The following is a 25,723-nucleotide window of genomic DNA, read 5'->3' as shown; positions in this document are numbered from 1 at the left end:
CCGTCAAAGTCTAAGCGGGTTGCGCCTTCGTTGCCACGCACAATGCGTGCCTTCGCTGAAAAGGCTACAATTCATTAACAATGGCACAAATGACCCTCGACCTGCCACCCGCAATTATGGTGTGATCCCGGTCATTACTGTTTTATACTCCTGCGTCTTTATGACTTTGTTGACACCGGGCTCTGCTCCGCGGAAGAGGATGCTGAAACGCACCATGACTGGACACGCTTCCCCGATTTTGACCACGCTGCTTGATACCGATGCGTATAAGCTTCACATGCAGCAGGCCGTTTATCATCGTTATTACGATGTCCCGGTTACGGCAGAATTTCGCTGTCGCGGCGATGAATTGCTCGGCCAGTATGCCGACGAGATTCGTGCGCAGATCGATACCCTGCAATCTCTCGCCCTGAGCGACGATGAATATAATTACCTCAGTGGCTTACCTTTCTTTGAAACCGATTACCTCAACTGGCTACGCCAATTCCGCTTCGATCCTGCGCAGGTTAAGGTGCGTAATGATAATGGACGCCTGACGATTCAGATCAGCGGACCGTGGCGTGAAGTGATTTTGTGGGAAGTACCGCTGCTGGCACTGATCAGTGAAGTGGTACACCGCCATCGCACGCCGCAAATGGGCGTTGATCAAGCGGTCACACATTTGCAGCAGAAGCTGGTGGATTTCCGTCAGCAGGTGGGTGACCTGGATATGTCACGCTTCCAACTGATGGATTTCGGCACCCGTCGCCGCTACTCCAAAGCGGTGCAGGAAGCGATTGTCAGCACCCTGAAAGCCGATTTCCCATGGTTAGTAGGCACCAGTAATTACGATCTGGCCCGCCGCTTACAGCTCAATCCGGTTGGCACCCAGGCACATGAGTGGTTCCAGGCACATCAACAGATCAGTCCTGTGCTGGCGAACAGCCAACGTGCCGCGCTGCAATCCTGGCTGGATGAGTATGATGACCAACTGGGTATCGCTCTCACTGACTGTATTACCATGGATGCCTTCTTGCGTGATTTTGGGCCAGGCTTCGCGCACCGTTATCAGGGGCTGCGCCATGACTCCGGAGACCCGGTTGAATGGGGTGAAAAGGCCATCGCACATTATCAGCGCCTGGATATTGATCCGAAAAGTAAAACGCTGGTGTTCTCCGATAACCTGAATCTGGACAAAGCCTTGGCGTTATATCGTCACTTTGGCCAGCGCGCCAACGTGGTATTCGGTATCGGTACGCGCCTGACCTGCGATATTCCCGGCGTTACGCCGCTAAATATCGTGATCAAACTGGTGAGCTGCAATGGCAAACCGGTGGCAAAACTCTCGGATAGCCCCGGCAAAACCATCTGCCAGGATAAAGCCTTTGTCCGTGCACTGCGCAAAGCTTTCGACCTTCCACTGGTCAAAAGAGCCAGCTGATCACCAATGCAGGGTGCTCGCACCCTGCTCTCTTGCAACAAATCTCCCCTTCTCCCGGCAAAATTGCTTGTTTCCTGTTGGCTCGCAAGTAACATAGCAAAACCCCAAAAAGGGGCTTTTACCCACTTATATAGAGAGATATTTATGAGCGTAGTGCCTGTAGCGGATGTACTGCACGGCCGTGTCGCGGTTGACAGTGAAGTCACCGTACGTGGTTGGGTGCGTACCCGAAGAGATTCCAAAGCCGGTCTTTCCTTTATCGCCGTTTATGACGGTTCCTGCTTTAATCCCGTTCAGGCCGTCGTCAATAATTCTCTGAATAATTATCAGGATGAAGTGCTGCGTCTGACCACCGGCTGCTCGGTTATTGTCACCGGTAAAGTGGTTGAGTCTCCGGGCGAAGGCCAGGCATTCGAACTGCAGGCGACGAAAGTGGAAGTCACCGGTTGGGTTGATGATCCAGACACCTATCCGATGGCAGCTAAACGTCATAGCATCGAATACCTGCGCGAAGTGGCTCACCTGCGCCCGCGTACCAACCTGGTCGGTGCCGTAGCGCGTACACGCCATACGCTGGCACAGGCGCTGCATCGCTTTTTCCATGAGAATGGCTACTTCTGGGTTTCCACCCCGCTGATCACCGCATCTGATACTGAAGGCGCGGGCGAGATGTTCCGTGTTTCCACACTGGACATGGAAAACCTACCGCGCGATCCGCAAGGTAAAGTCGATTACGACAAAGACTTCTTCGGTAAAGAAGCCTTCCTGACCGTTTCCGGCCAGTTGAATGCGGAAACTTATGCTTGTGCACTGTCAAAAGTCTACACTTTCGGCCCGACCTTCCGTGCCGAAAACTCTAACACCAGCCGCCATTTAGCGGAATTCTGGATGCTGGAACCGGAAGTGGCGTTTGCTAACCTTGACGATGCCGCGGCGCTGGCAGAAGCCATGCTGAAATATGTGTTTAAAGCGGTGCTGGAAGAGCGTGCGGATGACATGGCGTTCTTCGCCGAGCGCGTAGACAAAGATGCGATTGCGCGCTTAGAACGTTTCGTTACTACCGATTTTGCTCAGGTAGACTACACGGATGCAGTGGAGATTCTGTTAAAGAGCGGTCAGACGTTTGAGAACCCGGTGTCATGGGGTGTTGATCTCTCTTCTGAGCACGAACGTTATCTGGCAGAGAAACACTTTAAGGCACCGGTGGTGGTGAAAAACTACCCTAAAGATATCAAAGCGTTTTACATGCGTATGAACGACGACGGTAAAACCGTGGCGGCGATGGACGTTCTGGCACCAGGCATAGGTGAAATCATCGGCGGTTCACAGCGTGAAGAGCGTCTGGATGTGCTGGATGCACGTCTGGCAGAGATGGGCCTGAATAAGGAAGATTACTGGTGGTATCGTGACCTGCGTCGCTATGGCACCGTTCCACACGCAGGTTTCGGATTAGGTTTCGAACGATTAATCGCCTATGTCACCGGCGTACAAAATGTAAGGGATGTTATCCCCTTCCCGCGTACTCCGCGCAATGCTAATTTCTAAAATTAGCCATTAAATATAAGTAATTCATATATATAACGAGGTCGGCATTGCCGGCCTTTTTTATTTTTGTAAATTTTGAGTTCTCTCACAAAGTTCCCGATATTTTACAAATTGTAATACATAATTTCTTTTTGATACGTAATTGCGAGATTTGAATCATTTTCGGGCTAGAAATAGCAACCCTGTGATGGAAAGATGCGTGCAGACACAGGAGACATCAAACTTCTTTCAAGGTTCTGTAAAGGTTTCTTGACGGCAGTGGCAGATGTCCAAATAACTCCAATGAGGGTAATAAAAAATGATGAAGCGCAACATTCTTGCAGTGGTTATCCCTGCTCTGTTAGCTGCAGGCGCAGCAAACGCAGCAGAAATCTATAACAAAGACGGCAACAAACTGGATCTGTACGGTAAAGCTGTTGGTCTGCACTACTTCTCTGATGATTCTGGTAACGACGGTGACCAGACTTATGTTCGCTTCGGCTTCAAGGGTGAAACCCAGATTAACGACCAGCTGACCGGTTACGGCCAGTGGGAATACAACGTTCAGGCGAACAACTCTGAAGGTTCTGACGCACAAGACGGTAACAAAACCCGTCTGGGCTTTGCTGGTCTGAAATTCGGCGACGCAGGTTCATTCGACTATGGTCGTAACTACGGCGTAGTGTATGACGCAATCGGCTGGACCGACGTACTGCCAGAGTTCGGTGGCGATACCGGTTACTCTGATAACTTCCTGGTTGGCCGTTCTACTGGTCTGGCTACCTACCGTAACACCAACTTCTTCGGTCTGGTTGATGGCCTGAACTTTGCTCTGCAGTATCAGGGCAAAAACGACCGTGACGACATTCGTCGTGCAAACGGTGACGGCTGGGGTACCTCAATTTCTTACACCTCACCAATCGGTGTTGGCATCGTAGGTGCTTACGGTTCAAGCGACCGTACCAACGCACAAGATTCTGCTTACTACGGCGGCGGTGATAAAGCGCAGCAGTGGGCAACTGGCCTGAAGTATGACGCTAACAACGTATACTTGGCGGCTATGTACAACGAAACCCGTAACTCTACCTACATCTCTAACACCAATGCAGGTAGCGTTGGTTTCAACCAGGTTGGTTTTGCTAACAAAACTCAGGGCTTTGAAGTTGTAGCTCAGTACCAGTTTGACTTCGGTCTGCGTCCATCCCTGGCATACGTTCAGTCTAAAGCCAAAGATGTTGAAGGCATCGGCGATGTTGATCTGGTTAAATACATCGATGTGGGCGCGACCTACTACTTCAACAAAAACATGGCGACCTACGTCGACTACCGCATCAACCAGCTGAACGACAACAACGCGCTGGGTCTGAGCACCGACGATATCGTTGCCCTGGGTCTGGTATACCAGTTCTAATCACCTGATTAGAAACTTGTATGACCTAAAAACGGAGCCTTCGGGCTCCGTTTTGCTTTTGAGTGATCGGCCTCTCAATTAGCGCCACTACTTTGTACGCGCGACTTATTTCTTTTTTATGTCAGCGGTTGGCAATAGTATCATCTGACGCTACCCTGATAGCTCATTTCGCTAAAGTTCACCCACACGGAACTGACTCATGTTTGAATCGATCTCTGCCGCACCCGCCGATCCTATTCTGGGACTGGCTGACCTGTTTCGCGCCGATGACCGCCCGAATAAAATCAACCTTGGCATTGGTGTCTATAAAGATGAAACCGGTAAAACCCCGGTTCTGACCAGTGTTAAAAAAGCTGAGCAGTATCTGCTGGAAAATGAAACCACCAAAAATTACCTGAGCATTGATGGTCTGGCTGATTTCGCCAGCTGCACTCAGGCATTGCTGTTTGGTAAAGAGAGCAGCTTGATTGCTTCGGGACGAGCCTGCACGGCACAGACCCCAGGTGGTACCGGTGCTCTGCGTGTTGCCGCTGATTTCCTCGCTAACCAGACCAACGTTAAGCGTGTCTGGGTGAGTAATCCAAGCTGGCCGAACCACAAGAACGTATTCAACGCAGCCGGTCTGGAAGTTTGTGATTACCAATACTACGATGCGGCCAACCACAGCCTCGATTTTGCAGGCATGGTGGCATCGTTGCAGGAAGCCAAAGCGGGCGATGTGGTGCTGTTCCACGGCTGCTGCCATAACCCGACGGGTGTCGATCCTTCCGCTGAACAGTGGCAGCAGTTGGCTAAACTGTCGCAGGAAAAAGGCTGGCTGCCGCTGTTTGACTTCGCTTACCAGGGCTTCGCCCGTGGATTAGACGAAGATGCAGAAGGCCTGCGTATTTTTGCTGCCTCACATCAGGAATTGCTGGTTGCCAGCTCCTACTCCAAGAACTTTGGTCTGTACAACGAGCGCGTGGGTGCGTTGACACTGGTGGCTGCAGACAGCAACACCGCTAAGACCGCCTTCAGTCAGGTGAAGTACAGCATCCGTGCTAACTACTCGAACCCGCCTTCACACGGTGCCGCTGTGGTGGCAACCATCCTGGGCAACGATGCGCTGCGTACCATTTGGGTACAAGAGTTGAGCGATATGCGTCAGCGTATCCAGCGCATGCGTCAGCTGTTTGTGAATACGCTGGCAGAGAAAGGGGCAACGCAGGACTTCAGCTTTATCATCCAGCAGAACGGCATGTTCTCGTTCAGCGGTTTGACCAAAGATCAGGTGGTACGCCTGCGTGATGAGTTCGGCGTGTATGCCGTTAACTCTGGTCGCGTTAACGTGGCAGGTATGACGCCGGACAATATGTCTTCGCTGTGCGAAGCGATTGTCGCCGTGCTGTAAAACTCAGCATCGTTAAATGAGAAATGGGCCTCAACGGCCCATTTTTTATTGCAGAAAAGGATTACTGATTCGCTCGCGACCCAAGGTTGAAATGGGTCCATGACCCGGTACAAAGGTCACATCATCCCCTAACGGCAACAGCTTGGTATTAATCGCCGCGATCAAGTCGCTGTGACTGCCCTGCGGAAAATCGGTACGCCCAACACCGCCATTAAAAATCACATCACCGGAGATCAGTAAGCGACCCGCACGGTCGAAAAAGACAATGTGTCCTGGCGTGTGGCCAGGGCAAAGCAGCACCTCAAGTGTGACATTTCCCACCTGTACCGTTTCACCCTCTTCCAGCCAGCGATTCGGCGCCAGCGGCGCGCACTCGGGCAAACCAAACATACGGCTTTGGGTCGGCAGATTATCCAGCCAGAAGGCGTCCAGTTTGTGTGGACCGACAATTGGCACCTGATAATGCGCGGCGAGCTCGGCTGCGGCACCAACGTGGTCGAGATGACCATGCGTCAACAGGATTTGTGCGGGTGTTAAGCCCCGCTCAGCCAGCACGGCAATAATGGTTTTTGCATCACCGCCGGGATCGACTAACGCTGCCTGCTGGGTCTCTTCATCCCAAATGACCGAGCAGTTCTGAGAAAAGGCCGTAACCGGAATAATATGGTAATTCATAGCGCTCCATGACCGACACACGCAGCGCTGTCGGTATCAGGACCAGTGCCTTGCAGGCCCGGTATCAATGTGTACGAAGTTGCTGCGCGGGTAATATCCTACACCACCAGCGCGCATAGATAACGCCGCTTTGCGAACATTGCTCAATGAAATTCCCTCGATATGGAAATCCATCGCCTGCCCTTTGGTGTGATAACTGTGTTTTGCCACGCCAGGGCCCGATTCACGCAGCATATTATTGGTGGCGAGCGTACGGTAACCCGAGATCAGCTGCACAGGCTTGCGCGTATTTAGCACCATCTGCAAACGGTACAGCTGGTCAAACAGATGCGGATCGATGTGTTTTACCTGATTGGCGCGGTAATCACGGAAGAAGTGGTTTAAACGGGCTAACTCATCCTTGTCATAACTCTTGCCGTTAAAAAACTCCGTTTTAAGGGTTTCACCGGTGTGAAGGTTATTAAGCGTCAATACTCGTGGGCGAGCGGTGGAAAGCGAAGCCAGAGCTGAACCTGGAAGCAGTGACAAACCTGCCGCTGCGCCTCCAATCAGGAGTAATCGACGACGTTGAGAATCAAAATTAGCCATGTTGCGGGGTTACCTAATCTAAAACGATAAAAATATGTGTAAAAAGTACACAAGGCCGAACAGTAACCTCAGCCCAACAGTCAGTCAACCCGGAATGCGTCACAGAATGATCAAAACCCGCCTGAGAAGGTATTTCTCAGACGGGTCTTGGGGTTTTTATCGGCAGGTGATAACAGATAAATCAACCACTAGAGCAGCAGTTTGCCCGCTTTTGCCAGAACCTGGCTACCGGAACGCGCGGTGTTATCATAATTGTAAATATCTGTACGATATTGCGGTTGGCCATCTGCGGCGACCCATGCCGTCAGATAGTAGAGATTCACCGGGATACGATGACGAATCGGCACGTAACGGGTATCGCCCTGCTTCAGCGTGTCGGAGATCCGGCTGTCATTCCATCCCACATCCTGCAACAACAGATCCGCCAGTTCCGAAGCTTTATTCACGCGGACACACCCTGAACTTAACGCGCGGATATCACGCTGGAACAAGCCATGATTCGGCGTATCGTGCAGGTAGATGGCATCCGAACTTGGCATATTGAATTTATAGCGACCCAGTGAGTTCATCGCACCTGGAGCCTGACGAATGCGATACGGGAAGCTCGCGGCGGAAACCATGTGCCAGTCAATCATCGAAGGATCGATCACTTCAGCATCAGCACTCCAGCCGGATAACAAGGTGTAACCATGCTTGTAGAGGTAGCCGGGATCTTGTTTGACCTTCGGCACAATATCCTGGCGCACCAGCGTAGTCGGCACATTCCATGGCGGGTTCAGCACCACATTATTTAGCGCGCTGCGCATCAGCGGGGTTTTGCGATCCGGACGCCCCACAATCACACGCGATGAAAGGATGGTGGCACCGTTGTTGTAATAGGTCAGCGAATAGTTGGGAATATTCACCATGATGCCGTTATGCATATCATCCGGCAGCAGGCGCAGACGCTGAATATTGAGTGCCAGCAAAGAGGCGCGCATTTGAGGCGAGACATTCAGCCACTCGCGGGTGCGGGGTCCGATTGCGCCATCATCCGCTAAACCTTGCCAGTGCTGGAAGCGCTTCACACCCTCCACCAGCGCAGCATCGTAAACATTATCGCCTGCTGGGGTCGGATTTGCCGCCACATTACCGGCGGTCTGCGGGCTCTGCGAGGGGAGATCACTGACGTTGGCCGCTGATGGGCTCACCGCCACAGGTTGATTGCTCTGACTTACCGGCACCGATGCCGTGGGCACCGCATCGTCGGCTGGCGTAGGCGTGCTGCTGTGCGCGGCTGTTAACATGCCGGTGCGCTGGAGAATCTCACGCAGTGCCGGGATATCGTTGCTGATTTGGCCTGGCTTCAGGGTACCGCTGTCGCGCAGTTGCGGCCATGGGCGGTTATCGGTGAGCAGGGCCTTTAGCGCACTGTGCATCGGCGCATATTGTGGATGCTGTGGCGCTAAAGACACCACAAATGCACGGCTGCCGCCGCCGTTTACCGCATTCTGCCATTGATTGATGGCCGCGATGCCGGGCATAGCGAGTTTGTAAGGCACATTGCTGTATAGCCAGGTTTCACCCTGCGTCGGCACGTTAGCCACAAACTGCAGATAGCCCAGCATGGCATCGCTCAGGACGATATCGCGCGCCAGCCCCGTAATGTTTGGATTAGTGAGCCGCTCAACCCAGCGTGTGAACTGCGGCTGGACGCCTGAAAGCGCCACTTCTGCCAGCTGTTGTTGAAACGCCTGCACCGCGTCTCGGTCTTGCCACAGCGGCGCCATATTGCGTGACGCATAGATGCCTGCCAGACCGGGGAGATAAAACGGTTGTTCACTCGGGCTGAACGCCTGCTGAATTTGATGCTGGCTTGCCGCCACGCTCAGGGTGCTATGAGACGTTCCCGGCAGTGCGGCAATGATCGCTGCATGGCTGGTGGCCAGCGGCGATAAAACCAGTGAAAGACTGAGTGCTAATGCAGCACGTTTAATTCTGCTTCTTTTGTTCAGCAACATCCCTGCCCCCTTCTCACCTAAGACACAGCGCCCTGTTATCGCTATGTACAACCTTACTCTTATTGTTGAGTATACAAATAAAAACGGCATCTGCCTCAGTGTGCAAATGCCGTTTACAGATTAAACGGTGCGCTGTTTTTTAACCAGATTCAGCGCTAGGTATTTTCTGTTTCCAAATCGATATCGCTGTTCTCACGCTTCACCGGTGCCGGGTCCGCTGAGAAACCACGCAGACCGACCACATGAACGTGTTCCGTGTTGTTGAACACCTTACGAACCAGCTTGTAAGTGGTCCCTTTTTCCGGACTGATGTTCTCTGGCGCAGCAATCACCAGCTGCATCTCCAGACGTTCACAGAGTTCAAAAAGCGTCGCAATCGAACGGGCATCAAGACGCGCGGCTTCATCAAGGAACAGCAGACGGCACGGCGAAATATCCTTACCGCGCAGGCGACGGGACTCCTCTTCCCAGCTCTGCACCACCATCACCAGAATCGACATACCGGTACCGATCGCTTCACCGGTCGACAACGCACCACTCTCGGCGCGCAGCCAGCCATCCGAGCCACGGTTAACCTCCACTTCCATCTCCAGATAGTTGCGGTAGTCGAGCAGCTCTTCACCGATGGTTTGCGGCGTGCGCTGACCCATATCGATTTGTGGGTTGAGGCGCTGATACAATTTTGCCAGTGCTTCCGAGAAGGTCAGACGATTACTGGTAAACAGATCCTGATGCGCTTCATGCTGCTCTGACAAGGTATCCAGCAACGTTGAGTGCGCTTCGCGGACGTTGACGTTGAGACGCACGCTGCGCACCTGGCCAAAACTCACCGCCTGCAGGCCTTGGTTCAACTGACGAATACGGTTCTGCTCGCGCTGAATGGTCTTGCGAATGATGTTGGCCGCACTGCGGGAGCTGATAGCCAATGTTTGCTCGCGCGCGGTCAACTCTTCCGTCAGTCGATTCAGCTCGATTTCCATCTGTTCGATGGCTTCAACCGGATCGTCGGTGCGAATGATATCCTGGCGGATACGCTCGCGCAGATGCTGGTACACCGCGATAAAGAACTGCACCTTGCGTTCAGGGCGTTTGGGATCTTCTGACATACGCAATACATCGCGTAAATGCTCGTTATCTGCCACCGCCAGACGCAGCGCACCCAAGGCCTTATCGGACATCGAACGTAGCTCGTCACCGCTCAGATAAGCGAGTTCACGACGATGCAGACGACGCTCAACGCCATTCTCTTTCACCAATCGCAGTACCGTGCACCAACCCGCTTTGGCACTGACCACCTGCTCGCGAATCACATGGTAATCGCGCTCCAGCTTACGCAGTTTTTTCTGCAGGCTGTCCATTTCGGCTTCGCAGAAGGTCAGCTGTTTTTCCAGCTGATTGCGACGCGCACGGTTATGGCTCAGCGCCGTGTACAGCTCATCACGGCGAATACGTGCACGCTCTTCGGCGCTGGCATCGGCATGAACCCCAATGTCCTGCATCTCTTGCTGCATCTCTTTCAGCATGTCGCGCTTGGCATCGTAGGAACTTTTCAGTGACGCCAATACTTGCGAATACTGCGTGAGCTGGGCCTGATGGCCACGCAGGCGTTCACGCGCGCTGCTGCGCTCGGCTTCTGCTTGTTCAAGACGACGGCGCAGTTTCTCGTTAAGATCGGTGTTGCCATTCAGCATGCCCGCTGAATCTTGGTAGCTGAAGTGCGCGCGGCGCTGCACCACTTCCGTCAGGGCAAAGGCCTGCTGACGCGCATCGCGCTGCTGCTGTTGCGCCTGCTGATAGTCACGTTCCAGTTGGTCATGCTGCTGAGGATCGCTTTGCAACACGGAGACCAGTGGCTCCAGCTTGCTGAGTTTAGTGCTGTGCTGATGTAAGAAACGCGCTGCTTCCTGTGCCTCTTCAACGCGCTCGCGGATCTCTTCGCAGCGATCGCCTAGCGAATCGTCCAACAGCAGGTTTACGCGCGGTAACAGGCGGTTCAGCTGGCTGACACCTTCTTTGGCCTGCTCGAACTGCGCACGCTGTTGCTGGTTGTCATTCTCATGCTGCGCCAAAGCGCGTTCCAGCTCGCCACGACGGCTATTGAGTTGGCGGATTTGCGCTTCAGGATCCTCATCAAAGGCTACCGCCAGATGACTGCCGATAAAACGACTGAATGATTGATGCAAACGCTGGGTTTTCTGCACATCGAACGATAACGTGGCAAAGCGCTCCGCCAGCTGCTCGCGTTCGTTGTTCAGCAGTTCCAGCTGATTTTCACGCGCAGCGCGACCAAACAACGGCACTTTCGGGAAGCGAGAGTAACGCCACTGGCGCTCTGCCACCTTCACCACTACCGCTTTTTCCAGCTCATCGACGCTGAATACGCTGTCATCAAAGGACTGCGGATCCCCTTCGATTAAATAGAGATCTTCCGGACAATCGTCGAGGCCATCCAGCAACTCACGCACCAGCGACAGATCCGGCACCACGATGGCGTGGCGAGAAGGACCATACAGCGCCGAGAAATAGGGCGCGTCGTCGAGCGTGACGTCATCATAGATTTCCGACAGCAGCACACCGCCAAAACGCTCCGCCAGCTGGGTCAGGCGGGCATCTTCGGCACCGCCAGGCTGGCTGAGGCGCTCGATTTGCTGCTCTACCTCACGCTTGCGGGCCGCCACGTCGTCACGCTCGACGGTGGTTTCACGCTCGCGCTCCAGCAACTGCTGCATAAATTCGGTGATTTGCTGGCTATTGGTCAGCGCTTGTCCGGTCTGCTCACTGAGCTGAGTCAGGATTTCCTGCGCGGCCAACCAGTGCGGCGCACGGGCGGTCAATGCCGTGATACGTTCGCGCAGTTGTTCCAGCTCCTGACGCATCAGCATGCGGCGTTCACCCGCATCCGCGACGCTTTCATTCAACTGCTCAATCTGTGCTTCTAATTCACGTTGCAGCCCTTCCAGCGCATCCGCATCGTACTGCTGCCCCTGGCGTTTGCAGAAGTCAGCCAGCAAACGCTCGGCGTCATGCTGTTCACGCAGACGCGTTTCCAGTTCGTTGAGGCGCAAACGTAGTGAAGAGAGTTGATCCGCGTGATGGCGCTGATTGGCCGCATCGCGCAGTAACTCGCGCCCGATTTGCCATGCATCCTGACGGCTAACCTCACCAGCAATGCTGGTGACCAGCGCCAGTGCCTGCTCAAACTGGCTGTGGGCCGCTTCGGCCACGCTAAGTTTCTGCTCCAGACGCAGCAGTTGCTCAGTAGCTTCTTCTTCACGTGCCTGGAATGTTTCCTGCCATTCAGCCGCGTTATCGATGGTCAGATCCGGCAACTGACACTGCATACGCGCTTTTTCCAGTGCCTGTAAAGCTTGCTGATATTGAATCGCGCGGGTTTGCTGCACATCAAGCGCCTGCTGGAAGTCGGCCAACTGGCTTTTCAGTTCATCCACTTCGATTTCTGCTGCTTCGGCGCGCGCTTCGTTCTCTTCCTGCACTTCACGCGCTTCCGCCACCACCTCATTCTGCTCTTCAAGGCGGTAAGTCAGCTCTTCGAGATCGGCATCATAACGCTCAATCTTCTCCTGCTGGCGCATGGCGGTCTGCACCAGATTCAGGTGATCGCTGGCACCCTGATAATCGGTTTCCAGATCGCTTTCTGCACCGTTGTGCTCAGACAACTCACGTGCCATCTCGATATGGCGATACTGCTCCGATGCCAGTTGATTGCGGCTGGTAAACAGCTCATTACGCAGTTGCAGCGCACCGTCGAGATGAATGCGTCGCTCATTGGCATGACGCATATAATCCGCAGAAACGTAGCTGGTCGATTCAGAAATCAGATGCTTAAACAGGTCGCGATCGGATTGCGTGACGCGAATTGCTTCCAGCGTCATGCGGTTCTCACGCAGCGCCGCTTCCATATCCTGGAACGCTTTGCGCACGCCGCCATTTTCTGGCAGCAGATAATCGCGCAGCGATCGGGTGATCGCGCTGGAGATACCGCCATACAGCGATGCCTCAATCAAACGATAGAATTTGCTACGGTCACCAGCGGTGCGCAGACGACGCGGCACCACGCCCAGCTCAAACAGCACCGCGTGGTAATCGGTAACGGAGTTGTATTGGCGGAACTGTACGCCTTCCTGCGCTTCGACTCGTTCTTTCACTTCCGCCAGCGGTAACACGCGCGCCTGACGGCTGTTAAGAATTTCGGTCAGCATATCCGTCGGCTGAGAATCCGTTGGCAAGCCGTGGATACTGAAAGGCTTGATATCGACTTTTTTATCGCGACCGGCCACTTGCTGCAGTCGTACGCCCACCACCACACGCTGATGGCGTGAATTGACGACATCCAGCACCGAATAGCAGACGCCCGCACGCAGTTTACCGTGCAGACCTTTGTCACGTGAGCCAGAGGTGGCACCCGCTTCGGTGGTGTTACGGAAATGCAGCAGCGTTAAATCGGGGATCAGCGCCGTGACAAAAGCGGCCATGGTGGTGGATTTACCGGCACCGTTACCGCCGGAAAGCGTGGTCACCAACGCATCGAGATCAAAAGTACGGGCAAAGAAACCGTTCCAGTTGACCAGCGTTAGCGAACGAAATTTACCGCGTTCAATCATTCCTGTTCATCCTCCGCGTGATCATTCGCATCGCTTTCAGCGTCCTGTTCATTTTCTGCGTCATCACTCTCATTGGCTGCGGGTTTCGTCTCCAGCGTCATGGCTTCACCATCACGGATCAGGCGCAGTTGCGCTTCGCGCGCATCATCACCGCTGCGCACATCCGCACCAAAGCGGAATACGGACTCCATAATGCGGAATTTACTGCTGTCGTTGCCCATAAACCACACCATGCCCAAACGGCGCAGGCGGCTCAATGAAGCACGCATTTTTTCCTGCAGTTTGGCGCGGTCCAGGTCTGAGCCGGTTGAACGCTGATTCACCAGCTTCAGCAACTTGCTCTCATCAGCCAGCGACAGCAGCTCGTCATACAGCTCCTGCTGGGTGAAAATTCCTTCATTCGCCAGACGTTCCGGGCTGAGGTAGAGGTAGCACAGGATTTTGCCCACCATCATGTCCAGCTCTGAGAGTACCGAGCGCGGAATCAGCGTGGTTGAGCGCGGACGCAAATAAAAGAAACCTTCGGGTGCGCGCATCAATTCAACGTTGTAGCGCGCATAAAACTCTTCCAGGTACTCCTGGTAATCCATCAAAAAAGCGTGATTATCCAGCTCTTCGATGCCGATGTGGCGTCCCGCACGCAACTGACTGTCAAGCGCAGGGAAAATCGGGTTTGCCAGTGCCAACGCCAGCTTAACTGGCATCACTTGTTCAATATTTGTCGATGACATGTGCCTGCACCTTGGCTCCGTAATCATTAATGGTCTGCCACTGCGCGGGCAGACCGGCTAAATCAGCTTCTGCCACACCCAGTCGCACCGCTTGATCGATGACGATGCGCGCCAAATCAAAGTGGCGCGCACGCGGATACTGCGACAGATAGTCACGCATCACGGTGGCGAGGTTGAGCGGCTTTTGCTCTTGCTTATAAATCTGTAAGGCTTCTTCGATCATCGCGGCCAGCTGCTCGCGAATCTCGTTAAACTCTTCGTATTCCATCTCAGGCGGCAGTTCACCCATCACCTCGTCATTACGCAGCGTCATCTCTTCATCACGCATATCGTAGAGGCGATCGGCATTGGCGTAGGTCAGCGCCCAGGGTTGATCGAAGTAGTTCTGCACCGACAGGCGTAAACGCTGTGCGAACACGCGGTTCTTATCCATGTCGATGGCGGTACGAATAAACTTATGCACGTGGCGGTCGTAGCCAATCCACAAATCGATGGCCTGCTGGCCCCAACTGATGATGCGGTCCAGCTTGCTTTGCAGGTCATACACCAGTTTGTCGACAAAGCCGAGATCCGGGCTGCTCAGCGTGGCGTCCTGAATGCGTAACAGGTTAGCCTGCAACTTATCGCCCGCAGCTTCCAGCGTATCCTGCAATTCACGCAGCGTGCCGGAGGTTTCTGACAGCAACAGCTCACAGCTGGAAATCGCCGCACGCCAGTCTTGATTGAGCAGATCGGCGATGTCCGTTTTCACCGCTTGCTGCTGCTCATCCATCAAACGTTGTGTCATATCGATGCTGTCGAAGATCTCCGCCACGGAGTATTTCAGCGGCGCGAAGACGTTACGATGCCAGTGGAATTCGTCGCCATCCTCTTCAGCGGCATCGGCGGCGCGCTTCAGTTCCTGTGCTACGATAGACAACTGCATCGACAGACGCAGCGTAGAAAACTCACGCTGACGGATGTAGTAGTCGGTAATGCCGATGGCGAGCGGCGTCAGGCGATAGATGGCATGCCCTTCCGTCAGTTCGCTGGTAAAGCGGTTCAGCAAGCGTTGACGCACCATGTCATTGATGGCGTTATTAGCACGCACTTGCACAGTTTCGTTGGTTTGTTCGAACGCTTTACTGACGTGACGAAACGCGTCGATCAGTTCACCTTCACTCATTTCACCGTCCATGCGCTCACCGTTTAAGGTGGCAATGGCCAGCAAAAAGGCCAGACGTTCTACCGGCAACGCAAGTGAAAAGTCATTCTTGCGCGCCCATGCCACCAATTCGGGGACCGTCTGGGAAAATTCGCTCATAGTTGATCCTTCTACTTGGGTTTGCGCGCGGTCACGTGGATATAGCGCCCTAAGCTTAAAAAGGGCTCCTGACGACAGTAGCGCCGTTCCATTTCAATAATGTCTTCTATGCTCTTCACAACGCCCGGCGGTGGGGGTTTCATGTAATCACAAAACACGCGAATCCCGGCTCGTTGCTCAATCTCAAAACCCGCCTCGACCAACCAGCGATTGACGTCCTCAGGATCGCGCGGGAAATCCGGCGATAGCGTCCGCTTTTTACGTTTGGTCATATTGGCACGCAGGTAGCCGAAATTACCGAGTTGCAGCGTGCGGAACGTCAGGCTGTGCGCGTTGTAAAACATCAAAGACAGCACTCCGCCGGGCTTCAATGTTTGCCACAGCGCGCGTAGCACCGCTTCCGGTTCAGCTACCCACTCCAACACAGCGTGAAACAATACCAGATCAACTGGCTTATCCAAATGTTCGCCAACCTGCTGGGCGCTAATTTGTTTGAATTGCATGTTGTGGCTCACACCCTCGGTGTGGGCATGGGCTTCCGCCAGTTTCAGCATCTCAGCAGAGAGATCGCACAGCAGTACCTTATGGCCACGCGCCGCCAGACCACTTGAAATTTGTCCTACGCCGCCGCCGGCATCCAGCACAGCAAGCGTGCCATCTGGCAAAGTGGGTAACAAGGCATCAAGCTCGTCCCACAGGATCGCCTGGCGCACCTGCCCTTTGCGCGTGCCATAAATGTTCTGCGAGAATTTGTCCGCCAGATCGTCAAAGTTACGATCCTGCATGATGATGGCTCCGATCTGCTGCATTCAACTTATGCTATTTTGTCACAGGCTCGACAAGAATGAACCTTTCACGCCACCGTAACTGTCTGGCTGCTGTTTTTTCGGACAAAAGGAGCAATTTTCAATGTTTTTTGCATTAAAAAAATGGATTGGCGCGATGTTATTGCCTTTGCCACTGCTGCTGTCACTGATGGCGGCGGGACTTTTGCTGCTCTGGTTTAGCCGTTGGCAAAAAAGCGGCAAAATCCTTATCTCCGCCAGTTGGCTAATGCTCTTGCTGCTGAGCCTGCAACCCATCGCCGACCGCTTGCTGCTGCCGTTGGAACGTCACTATGCGACCTGGAACGGCACGGAACCGGTGGATTATATCGTGGTGCTCGGCGGTGGCTATACCTTCAATCCGAATTGGGCTCCCAGCTCTAATTTGATTAACAACAGCCTGCCGCGTGTCGCGGAAGGGGTTCGCCAATGGCGGCGCTATCCGCAGGCCAAAATGATCTTCACCGGCGCAGCAGCGGGGTTTAACCGTCGCAGCAACGCCAGCGTGGCGGCGGAAGTGGCGGAAAGTCTGGGCGTGCCGCCTGAGGCGATCATTACAATGGATCAACCTCACGACACCGGTGAAGAAGCGCAGGCAGTGAAGCAAACCATTGGACAACACCCTTTCCTGTTGGTCTCTTCTGCTAACCATCTGCCCCGTGCGATGCACTTTTTCCAGAGCGCAGGCATGAATCCGATTGCCGCCCCCGCGAACCAGCTCGCGATTACCTCACCTATCAGTGCGTGGGATCGTATTCTGCCTTCGCCGCTGTGGTTGAGTCACAGTGAGCGCGCCATTTATGAAACATTAGGGCAAATCTGGCAGCGGCTGCGCGGTGATGACCTTAACTCAGCCGAGCCAGGGCAGTAACTGTTCACGGGCATTGTCGAAGCGCGGACGGTCAAACTGTCCGCTGCTGACTAAGGTATCCACACAATCCCACAGCTGGTATAGCCAGCGCCGCCAGACAAAGCCTTCGGCCACCGGCGCACGCTGCAGATAGTGTTGCAGCAATGAGGCTTCGGCACCGCTATCAGCCAGCCGCATCAGCTCATATTCGCGTGGAGCCCACAGAATATTGCCGGGTTGCATCATCGCCACCAGTTGGTCGCTGTGCGCATCCTTCAACATACTGGCCAGGCGCAGATTGCCATGCATCAGCACGCAGGGGTCATCGAAATCGGCAAACAATTGAGCTAACTGCTGGCGACTACGGAACAAAATCTGCCGATCTTCTAACGTAAATGAGGGCGGTGAGAGGTAGCCGAGCGTCGACCACAGCACTTCAACACGCTGGCGATACCACGCAGGCCAGCTGTTCTCCTGCACACTATCGACACGGCCCACTAAACCGTGGCTGTCGATTCGATGCCAGCCCAGCACACCTTCAACGATCTGTTCGCACAGTTGCTCCCAACGGAGTGAGGTACGGGCCGGCGCCTCCGCCGATACGCCATTGAAACGTGCCATCAGCAGCATTTCATGCACCGGTTGCTGCTGACTCAGCACTAAACCAAAGACCGCAGGCACTGGCACCAGGCCATCATGGCCCAGCATTGTAAGTTTTTTGGCTTCTAGCGCGGCGCGTCCCTGATGACGGAAATACTTCGCCACCAGCGGCATAGGCTTACCGCTGTTGTCATAGAGTGCATACAGACGCGATTGCGCCTGTTCGCTGATGGTTTCGAGGCGGCTGATACCTTCACCCAGTACCAGCGCCAGTTCTGAACGGAGCTGTTCCATGCGTTATCCTCCGCGGTCAAAAGACTTTACTATCCTGGAGGCCATGGTGGCGTAATACTTAGCGCCAGATCAAACTTTGTGGCCAGCACACATGGCTGGCCGATAGGAGATTAACCTTGCATGGCCGCACGTACGCGCGCCAGGTCTTCCGGTGTATCCACGCCAACGCTTGGCACGGTTTGCGCCACCGCGACGTGAATCTTCTCGCCGTACCACAATACGCGCAACTGCTCGAGCAGCTCAATGTGTTCCAGCGGACACGGCTCCCAGGCGATATAGCGACGGACAAATCCGGCACGATAGGCATAGATACCGATGTGTCGTAGTAATGTGTCACCAATTTGCTCACGCGATTTCGCGTAACGCTCACGATCCCAGGGAATGGTAGCGCGTGAAAAATAGAGCGCGTAGCCTTTGGCATCCATCACCACTTTAACGGCATTGGGATTGAACGCTTCCTCAGCATCGGTGATCGGCACCGCCAGAGTCGCCATTCCTGCATCGGCTTGCGCCAGATTATTTGCGACCTGACGGACGATTTCAGCCGGGATCATCGGCTCATCACCCTGCACGTTGACGATGATAGTGTCATCGGCAAACTGGTATTTTTCGATCACTTCGGCCAGACGTTCGGTGCCAGATTGGTGATCGGGGCGCGTCATACAGACTTCACCACCCGCTGCCGTCACCGCTGCAGCCACTTCTGGGTGGTCAGTGGCGACAATTACCCGATCCGCTCCCGATTCGCGCGCACGCTCCATCACGTGCACCACCATCGGTTTGCCGTGAATATCCACCAGCGGTTTGCCTGGCAGGCGCGTCGATGCGTAACGCGCTGGGATGATCGCGACGAAACTCATGGATGGATCTCTTCAACTGACAGGGTACGGGCTTCCACTTCCAGTAACACGGGAATGCCGTCACGCACCGGGAAGGCCAGTCCGTCAGGTTTGCAGATCAGCTCCTGCTGCTCTTTGTTGAAATACAGTTTTCCGTTACAAACCGGACAAGCAACAATCTCAAGTAAACGGTGATCCATCATTTTCTCCTTTAGCACCGATTCGTCAGGCACTAAGCATACCATAGCGCACCCGGCCACAGTGCGCTGGGCGCGGCAATATTCGTGTGTTGTCAGCGGTTGATATCCCACTGATGGGACCAGGCAGCCAGCAACGCGGGGGGCGCATTTTCCAGTATCACCTGGCTCGCACCCTGCCATTGTGCAAAACGATTAATCGTTTTTTGCACATCCTCAAGAAACGCGTTGCTCACCCGCGCACCGGGTTCGAGCCAGAAGGCACGAATTACCAGTTGCTGGGACTGGCGATCCATTTTGGCATCAATACGCGCTTTTAAAGCGCCACGATGCAAGACAGGCAGGACAAAATAGCCATATTTGCGTTTCTCGGCCGGGGTGTAACACTCGATACGATAGTCGAAATTAAACAGTTCAAGCGCACGGCGTCGGTCCCACACCACGGGATCAAAGGGAGAGAGCAACGCAGTGTGCGTAGCTGTCGGCATTTTTTCCAACAGCGGCAACAGACCTGTGTGCAACCACATTTCACCCAGTTGCTCCACTTCGACCCGGACAATGTCACCCCGTGCCTCTGCCTTTTCCAGCCAGGTTTTGATAGGGGCGCGTTTCAGCCGGTAATAGTCCGCCAGCCAGTTCGTGCGGAAAATACCCAAGCTGCGTGCGCTATGATTCAACATCGCCAGCACCGCTTCCGCTTCGCTAAGCGCATGCTGTTCATCATTCCATTCCGGCATCACGCGGCTGCGCAGATCGTAAACACGTTGGAAGTTGCGCCGCTCTACCACCATCAATTCACCGGCGCTGAAGAGATTCTCCAGATGACGCTTATGGGGCTTCCATGCCCACCAGCCGGGTTTCGTCTGCTTATCGTTAGCGAAATCCGCGGCGCGAACTGGGCCGTTTTCACTGATATGAGCCAGTAAGTCGGTAATCTCCTGCTGATGCGCTTCCACCCACTGCTCACTGTATTTCCAGCCAAGCCGTTGTGGCTCCAGCATACGATGGCGCAGCAGCGGATAATCCTCAAACGGGATAAAACAGGCTTCATGTGCCCAGTACTCAAACAGTTCCCCGGCAGCTAACGTCTCTTCCAGCCAGTTTGTTGGGTAAGCGCCAAGACGGCTAAATAACACCAGATAAGGGCTGCGCGCCACCACGTTGATGGTGTCAATTTGCAGCAAAGACATTTGGCGCACGCTGGCGTGAATATCCGCAAAGCGCGCGCGGCGGCCCAGCGGACGTAACAGTCCCTGGGCAGCCAGATGGAGATGACGAGCGGTTTGCAGCGAGAGGGAATTAACGGTAGTCATACTCGGTTCCCTGTGACGGTTATGCGCGCGAGCGGGTTTCGCGCGCAGTAGTGCAGAGTTGCGTTACATCATCGAGTAGCGCATCAAGTGTTGCGCCCGACAGATGCGCATCAACCGGCAGATACCACCAATGCTTTTGAGCAAAGCCACGGCACTTCACGGCATCTTTTTCCGTCATCAGCAAACATTGCCCGGCCTGCGTTAAGCGGGCCAGTTCATCTTCGCTGTAGGCATGATGGTCAGCAAAAGCGACCTCAGCAACCGGACTGACGCCCTGCTGCTTCAGGGTATTAAAGAAGCGCGGGGGGTGACCGATACCGGCCATCGCCACGATCGCCGGTAACTGATCCAGACTGGCAGTATCACCAGTGAGCAGATTCACCGCTAAGCCCGGCTGCAGCGTCATCGAGATTTCTCCCGCTTGCGCCTCACCGCCATTGACGATAACCGCATTCACATCCTGCAGGCGTGAAGCACGTTCACGCATAGGACCCGCAGGTAACCACCAGCCATTGCCAAAACGTCGTGCACCATCCACGACCACAATTTCACGATCGCGCTGCAAGGCGTAATGCTGCAGCCCATCGTCAGTAATAATCACATCCAGTGCGTGATCGGCCAGCAGCGCTTCCACAGCCAGACGGCGTTCAGGGGCAACCGCCACTGGCGCCTTTGTACGCTGCGCAATCAGCACCGGCTCATCACCCGCTAACGCTGTAGGGGTATCCGCCGTGACCCGCAGTGGGTAACGATCTGCTTTCCCACCGTAACCGCGCGACACAACACCCGCACGCAGACCACGCTGCTGCAGCGCCTGTACCAACCAGATCACCACGGGCGTTTTGCCATTGCCGCCAGCCGTGAGGTTGCCGACTACAATCACCGGGCAAGGCGCACGCCAGCTTTTACGCCAGCCGCGCTGATAGCTAAGGCGAATCAGTACACTGATGGCCCCATACAGCAAGCTGAGTGGCCACAACAGTAGCCACAACGGCGAGCGCCCGCTCCAGATGCGTTCAATCATTGGCCAAACTGCAGTTTGTGAAGTTGCGCATAAGCGCCCTTCTCAGCCAGCAAGACTTCATGGGTACCACGTTCAACAATCCGACCATCTTCCACCACCACAATTTCGTCGGCCTTTTCGATGGTCGACAAGCGGTGGGCAATCACCAGCGAAGTGCGGTTTTTCTGTAGTTCATCCAGCGCGGCCTGTATGGCGCGCTCAGATTCGGTATCCAGCGCGGAGGTGGCTTCGTCGAGAATCAGAATCGGGCAATCACGCAGCAAGGCGCGCGCGATGGCGATACGCTGACGCTGGCCGCCAGACAGCAGCACCCCGTTCTCACCAATGACGGTATCGAGGCCGTTATCCATTTTCTTGATGAAGTCCATGGCATGCGCCATGGTGGCAGCCTGCTCAATCTGCTCACGCGTGTATTCACCGTTGCGTGCATAGGCAATATTGTTGGCAATGGTGTCGTTGAACAAGTGGACATTCTGGGAAACCAGCGCCACCTGATTACGCAGCGAACGCAGCGTATATTCACGTAGATCGTGACCATCCAGCAGAATTTCACCTGAATCGATGTCGTAAAAACGCGTCAACAGGCTAGCCATAGTCGATTTACCCGAACCTGAACGCCCCACCAGTGCCACGGTTTTACCTTCTGGCAGCGACAGGTTGATATCACGCAGTGCAGGCACTTCACGGCCTGGGTAGGTGAAGGTGACGTTGCGGAATTCAACATCGCCTTTTGCACGGACAATTTCACGCTTGCCGTTATCAATTTCCTGCTCACTATCCAGAATCGAGAACAGCGTCTGGCAAGCCGCCATGCCACGCTGGAACTGGGCGTTAACGTTGGTGAGTGATTTCAATGGACGCATCAGCGCAATCATTGATGAGAACACCACGGTAATGGTACCGGCAGTCAGGGTTTCCATTACGCTCGGGAAGCTGGCGGCATACAGCACGAAGGCCAGGGCCAGAGAAGCAATCAGCTGAATCACCGGATCGGAGATGGAAGAAGCCGATACCAGCTTCATACCCTGCTGACGCATTTTATTACTGACCTGAGAAAAACGTTCTGCCTCGACATCCTGACCACCAAAGATCAGCACTTCTTTGTGCCCTTTCAGCATCTGTTCGGCGCTGGTGGTGACCTGGCCCATGGTGTTCTGCATGTTCTTACTGATGTTGCGGAAGCGTTTGGACACGGTGCGAATGGCAAAGGAGACAATCGGTGCCAACACAATCAGGATCAATGACAGCTGCCAGCTGTAATAGAACATCATGATAAACAGGCCAATGATCGAGGCCCCTTCGCGTACCACTGTCACCAAGGCACTGGAAGAAGATGACGCTACCTGTTCCGAATCATAGGTAATGCGCGATAACAGCGTACCGGTAGATTGCTGGTCAAAGAATGCCACTGGCATGCCCATCATGTGACCAAACAAACGGCGACGCATGTTCATTACCACGTTGCCGGATACCCAGGAAATACAATAGCTGGAGATATAACTGGTGACGCCACGAATCAGCATCAGACCAATCACCGCAAGCGGCATCCACAGCATCACGGACTTATCGGCTTTCCCGAAGCCATCATCCAGTAAAGGTTTCAACAGCGACAACATTAAGGTATCGCCAGCCGCATTGAGAATCAGCGCCACCGCAGAGACGAACAGTCCAGCTTTGTGCGGTGCAATCATCGGCCAGAGTCGGCGGAATGTCTGCCACGTTGAGAGATCTTTGTCTTGATGCATTATTTATTCACGCTGTTTGAAATAGCCGCTCATTCTACCTGGATTCACGTTTGACGCCAAACCACTGATGATACCAGCGGGGCATTATTTGCTCTCTTAACCCCTTAATCTGCCAGTCTCCTTGCCGAATACCGATGTGGATCTGTCCCGATTGCGCGGTGTCATGCCAGATGTAGCCCTGTTCGCGATAGCGAGAGACCACAGATTGTGCCGGCATGCGCCACGCGTTATAGCGAGCGACAGAGGCGATTGCCGCTTTTCCTGCAACACTACGTAACAGTAATGGTCCAGAAGAAGTCCGGCTGCCGTGGTGAGGAACCTGTATCAAGGTGCTGGCCAGCCGTTCTTTCTCCAGTGCCACTAATTTTTTTCTGCTTCCAGCTCAATATCCCCCGTGAGCAGCAGACTGACTTTGCCGTCATCTACCCGCACCACACAGGAATCATTATTTTGCCCCTGAGTATTACCTGCCGGAGGCCAGAGTGCGGTGAAGGTCAGTTTCCCCCACAGCCACTGTTCCCCGCGCTGACAAGGCAAATGCCCTGCTTCTGCTAACGCGCTACGGATAACAAGGTCTGGATTGGCGTCGCGCAATGAGTGCAATCCACCCCGATGGTCCAGGTGTTTATGGCTAATGATCACCGCTTGTAGTTTGCGCCCCTGATAGTGTAGCCAAGGCAAAATAACGCGGGCGCCAGCATCATCCTGTTGCCAGCGTGGTCCCGCGTCATACATCACAACGTCTTTGCCCTGAGTAATGGCGATGGCGAGGCCATGTCCGACATCTATCATGTCCACCTGCCAGTCATCTTGCTCCGTCTGGCTGCGCCAAATGACGATAGCTAACGCCAAACCACAGCATGGCGTCAGCGCACGATACAGTAAGCCGCTACGCCACAATATCAACCCTACCCACAGCACCGCGACGGCGGGTATTGCTTCATTCAGCGGCCACCATCCTGCCGGGAGTAGCGCCAATCCCTTCATCACCAGACTGACAGACCCGTCGGCCAGCCACCACAAAACGGCAGAAACAGGCGGCACCGGTAGCAACAGTGCCAGTAAAATCAATGGCACGGTAATTAATGACACCACGGGCACAGCAATAAGGTTGGCAACCAAAGCACTGAGGCTGATGCCCTGGAACAGATAGATTTGCAGCGGTGCCATTAAGATCATCATGCCCAGCTGCAAGTGCAACAGGCGCAGCGGCAACCATCGCCAGCCCTTGCTGAATCTCGCAGGCAGCGGATACCACTGAAACCAGGCTATCAACATCGCCACAGCGAGTGAAGAGAGCCAGAAACTCTCTGACAAGATGGTGAGTGGATCCAGCCAGAGCAGGCTGCCGATGCACAGCGTCCAAACCTGCCAGCCACTGAGTTGCCAGCCTGCAAGCCGAATCAGTATCCAGATCGTCAGGGCAACCATCGCGCGCTGCGCTGGAGCGTGGCTGCCAGAGATCCAGCAGTAAACAGCAGCCGTCACCAGGCTGCCCACCAGGGGCAATACATATCCAATGAATCGAGCTGGAAGGAAAAATTGCAGTGCCCGAGCGATTGCCCAGCCCACGCTGGCGGCTAGTGCGATATGCATCCCCGATATTGCCATCAGATGTGCGGTTCCCGTTTCCCGCAATAACTGACGTTGTGTAGGCGTCATGTTGTCGCGATCGCCAAAGGCTAACGCTTGTAATATCGCCGGTTGCTGCAGCGTTTCTATTCGCGGTAAGTGAAAGTTGACCAACTGTGCTCGCCAACTGCAGTTCAGTGATTGTGCCTGCTGTTCGATAATACGTCCCTGCAGTGGCGTGTGATTGGCGAGTGCAAAGCGTTGGGCATCAAACCCGCCTTCATTTAATCGACCATGTACCGCACGCAGACGCAGTTTCATTTGCCAGCGTTGTCCGGCACAAAATGGTGATTCGTTGGACGCTGTACTGAGGGTGACAAACAGCGGGGGAAACTGATATTTTTCGCCAACGCGGATAATCTGCGCACTGAGTTGCTGCTTTGTTTCACGTACTTCGGTAATGCGCAGCGTCACATCGACGGGGGCTGGCGTCAAATCCTCTATCGAATCGATTATCTGCCGGGCTTCCAGCAGCGCCCATGACAACAGTAGTAAGCCCATGCCGGTTACACGCAACGCTGTAAGTGGCATCAATCCAGCAACGACGCCTGCCGCAGCCAGGGAGGCGATCGCTGCGCTTGTCGGAATTTGCGGCAAAAACACCAACGCTAAGGTGGCCAGAATCATGGCCCGGGCCAGCAGTATCCCTGTCATACGCATGCACTATCTCCCTTAAAGAGCGATAAGTTTGCGCGCGGTTAGAGAGAATAGCGTGGTGATTATTTTGCGTTTTAGGCAGGG

At 54.4% G+C, this 25,723-nt stretch carries 18 protein-coding genes and 1 pseudogene; 5 read left to right on the top strand and 14 right to left on the bottom strand.

Annotation, left to right across the window (positions count from 1 at the left end; translation table 11 throughout):
- Nucleotides 1-214 precede the first annotated feature (214 nt).
- The 4 genes from pncB to PSSD_RS02840 all read left to right on the top strand — a co-directional run bounded on the left by pncB (nucleotide 215) and on the right by PSSD_RS02840 (nucleotide 5,745).
- Nucleotides 215-1,420, top strand: a complete 1,206-nt coding sequence (pncB, locus tag PSSD_RS02855; protein ID WP_039329008.1) for a nicotinate phosphoribosyltransferase — start codon at nucleotides 215-217, stop codon at nucleotides 1,418-1,420.
- A 144-nt stretch (nucleotides 1,421-1,564) separates the two neighbouring features.
- Nucleotides 1,565-2,965 (top strand): asparagine--tRNA ligase, encoded by a 1,401-nt coding sequence (asnS, locus tag PSSD_RS02850; protein WP_058969330.1) that lies wholly within the window; start codon nucleotides 1,565-1,567, stop codon nucleotides 2,963-2,965.
- Between the two features lie 298 nt (nucleotides 2,966-3,263).
- Nucleotides 3,264-4,355, top strand: coding sequence for a porin OmpF (ompF, locus tag PSSD_RS02845; RefSeq protein ID WP_058969329.1), 1,092 nt, complete (start codon nucleotides 3,264-3,266; stop codon nucleotides 4,353-4,355).
- A 199-nt stretch (nucleotides 4,356-4,554) separates the two neighbouring features.
- The gene (locus tag PSSD_RS02840) at nucleotides 4,555-5,745 is read left to right on the top strand and encodes an amino acid aminotransferase (protein ID WP_058969326.1); all 1,191 of its coding nucleotides are present in this window, start codon (nucleotides 4,555-4,557) and stop codon (nucleotides 5,743-5,745) included.
- A 45-nt stretch (nucleotides 5,746-5,790) separates the two neighbouring features.
- Here PSSD_RS02840 and PSSD_RS02835 read toward each other — a convergent pair whose 3' ends face one another.
- The 7 genes from PSSD_RS02835 to cmoM form a co-directional block, all read right to left on the bottom strand.
- Nucleotides 5,791-6,420 (bottom strand): MBL fold metallo-hydrolase, encoded by a 630-nt coding sequence (locus tag PSSD_RS02835; protein ID WP_058969324.1) that lies wholly within the window; start codon nucleotides 6,418-6,420, stop codon nucleotides 5,791-5,793.
- Nucleotides 6,421-6,456: 36 nt separating this feature from the next.
- Complete coding sequence (mepK, locus tag PSSD_RS02830; protein WP_039328994.1) at nucleotides 6,457-7,008, bottom strand: peptidoglycan L,D-endopeptidase MepK; 552 nt, start codon at nucleotides 7,006-7,008, stop codon at nucleotides 6,457-6,459.
- Between the two features lie 188 nt (nucleotides 7,009-7,196).
- Entirely contained in the window at nucleotides 7,197-9,008 is a 1,812-nt protein-coding gene (gene ldtD, locus PSSD_RS02825) for a L,D-transpeptidase (RefSeq protein ID WP_058969322.1), read from the bottom strand.
- A 155-nt stretch (nucleotides 9,009-9,163) separates the two neighbouring features.
- A complete protein-coding gene (mukB, locus tag PSSD_RS02820) occupies nucleotides 9,164-13,630 on the bottom strand; it encodes a chromosome partition protein MukB (RefSeq protein ID WP_058969320.1) in 4,467 nt (1,488 codons plus the stop codon).
- On the bottom strand, nucleotides 13,627-14,361 hold the full coding sequence (gene mukE, locus PSSD_RS02815; protein WP_058969319.1) for a chromosome partition protein MukE: 735 nt from the start codon (nucleotides 14,359-14,361) through the stop codon (nucleotides 13,627-13,629). Before mukE ends, mukB begins: the two co-directional genes overlap by 4 nt.
- Nucleotides 14,342-15,664, bottom strand: coding sequence for a chromosome partition protein MukF (gene mukF / locus PSSD_RS02810; RefSeq protein ID WP_039332444.1), 1,323 nt, complete (start codon nucleotides 15,662-15,664; stop codon nucleotides 14,342-14,344). The genes mukE and mukF overlap by 20 nt, the downstream gene beginning before the upstream one ends.
- 11 nt (nucleotides 15,665-15,675) lie before the next feature.
- Nucleotides 15,676-16,449, bottom strand: coding sequence for a tRNA uridine 5-oxyacetic acid(34) methyltransferase CmoM (cmoM, locus tag PSSD_RS02805; RefSeq protein ID WP_058969401.1), 774 nt, complete (start codon nucleotides 16,447-16,449; stop codon nucleotides 15,676-15,678).
- Between the two features lie 124 nt (nucleotides 16,450-16,573).
- Here cmoM and elyC point away from each other — a divergent pair, with 124 nt between their 5' ends.
- Nucleotides 16,574-17,359: an envelope biogenesis factor ElyC gene (gene elyC / locus PSSD_RS02800; RefSeq protein WP_058969317.1), complete on the top strand. Its 786-nt coding sequence runs from the start codon at nucleotides 16,574-16,576 to the stop codon at nucleotides 17,357-17,359.
- On the opposite strand, the gene PSSD_RS02795 is transcribed toward elyC, so the two are convergent.
- From PSSD_RS02795 to PSSD_RS02765, 7 genes and pseudogenes are all read right to left on the bottom strand, one after another.
- On the bottom strand, nucleotides 17,339-18,232 hold the full coding sequence (locus PSSD_RS02795) for a YcbJ family phosphotransferase (protein WP_058969315.1): 894 nt from the start codon (nucleotides 18,230-18,232) through the stop codon (nucleotides 17,339-17,341). The genes elyC and PSSD_RS02795 overlap by 21 nt on opposite strands.
- A gap of 110 nt (nucleotides 18,233-18,342) precedes the next feature.
- The gene (gene kdsB / locus PSSD_RS02790) at nucleotides 18,343-19,092 is read right to left on the bottom strand and encodes a 3-deoxy-manno-octulosonate cytidylyltransferase (RefSeq protein ID WP_058969313.1); all 750 of its coding nucleotides are present in this window, start codon (nucleotides 19,090-19,092) and stop codon (nucleotides 18,343-18,345) included.
- Nucleotides 19,089-19,271: a Trm112 family protein gene (locus PSSD_RS02785; protein ID WP_039332435.1), complete on the bottom strand. Its 183-nt coding sequence runs from the start codon at nucleotides 19,269-19,271 to the stop codon at nucleotides 19,089-19,091. The genes kdsB and PSSD_RS02785 overlap by 4 nt, the downstream gene beginning before the upstream one ends.
- A gap of 92 nt (nucleotides 19,272-19,363) precedes the next feature.
- On the bottom strand, nucleotides 19,364-20,581 hold the full coding sequence (locus PSSD_RS02780; RefSeq protein ID WP_058969309.1) for a winged helix-turn-helix domain-containing protein: 1,218 nt from the start codon (nucleotides 20,579-20,581) through the stop codon (nucleotides 19,364-19,366).
- A 19-nt stretch (nucleotides 20,582-20,600) separates the two neighbouring features.
- On the bottom strand, nucleotides 20,601-21,605 hold the full coding sequence (gene lpxK, locus PSSD_RS02775) for a tetraacyldisaccharide 4'-kinase (RefSeq protein WP_058969307.1): 1,005 nt from the start codon (nucleotides 21,603-21,605) through the stop codon (nucleotides 20,601-20,603).
- Nucleotides 21,602-23,350: a lipid A ABC transporter ATP-binding protein/permease MsbA gene (gene msbA, locus PSSD_RS02770; protein ID WP_058969305.1), complete on the bottom strand. Its 1,749-nt coding sequence runs from the start codon at nucleotides 23,348-23,350 to the stop codon at nucleotides 21,602-21,604. Before msbA ends, lpxK begins: the two co-directional genes overlap by 4 nt.
- A 34-nt stretch (nucleotides 23,351-23,384) precedes the next feature.
- Nucleotides 23,385-25,642 (bottom strand): annotated as a pseudogene (locus PSSD_RS02765) (DNA internalization-related competence protein ComEC/Rec2).
- Nucleotides 25,643-25,723 lie beyond the last annotated feature (81 nt).

The organism is Type-D symbiont of Plautia stali, assembly GCF_001485335.1.
Classification (GTDB): Bacteria; Pseudomonadota; Gammaproteobacteria; order Enterobacterales; family Enterobacteriaceae; genus Pantoea; species Pantoea vagans_C.
The sequence above is the reverse complement of the archived record's forward strand: the minus strand, read 5'-3'. Positions and strand labels throughout refer to the sequence as shown.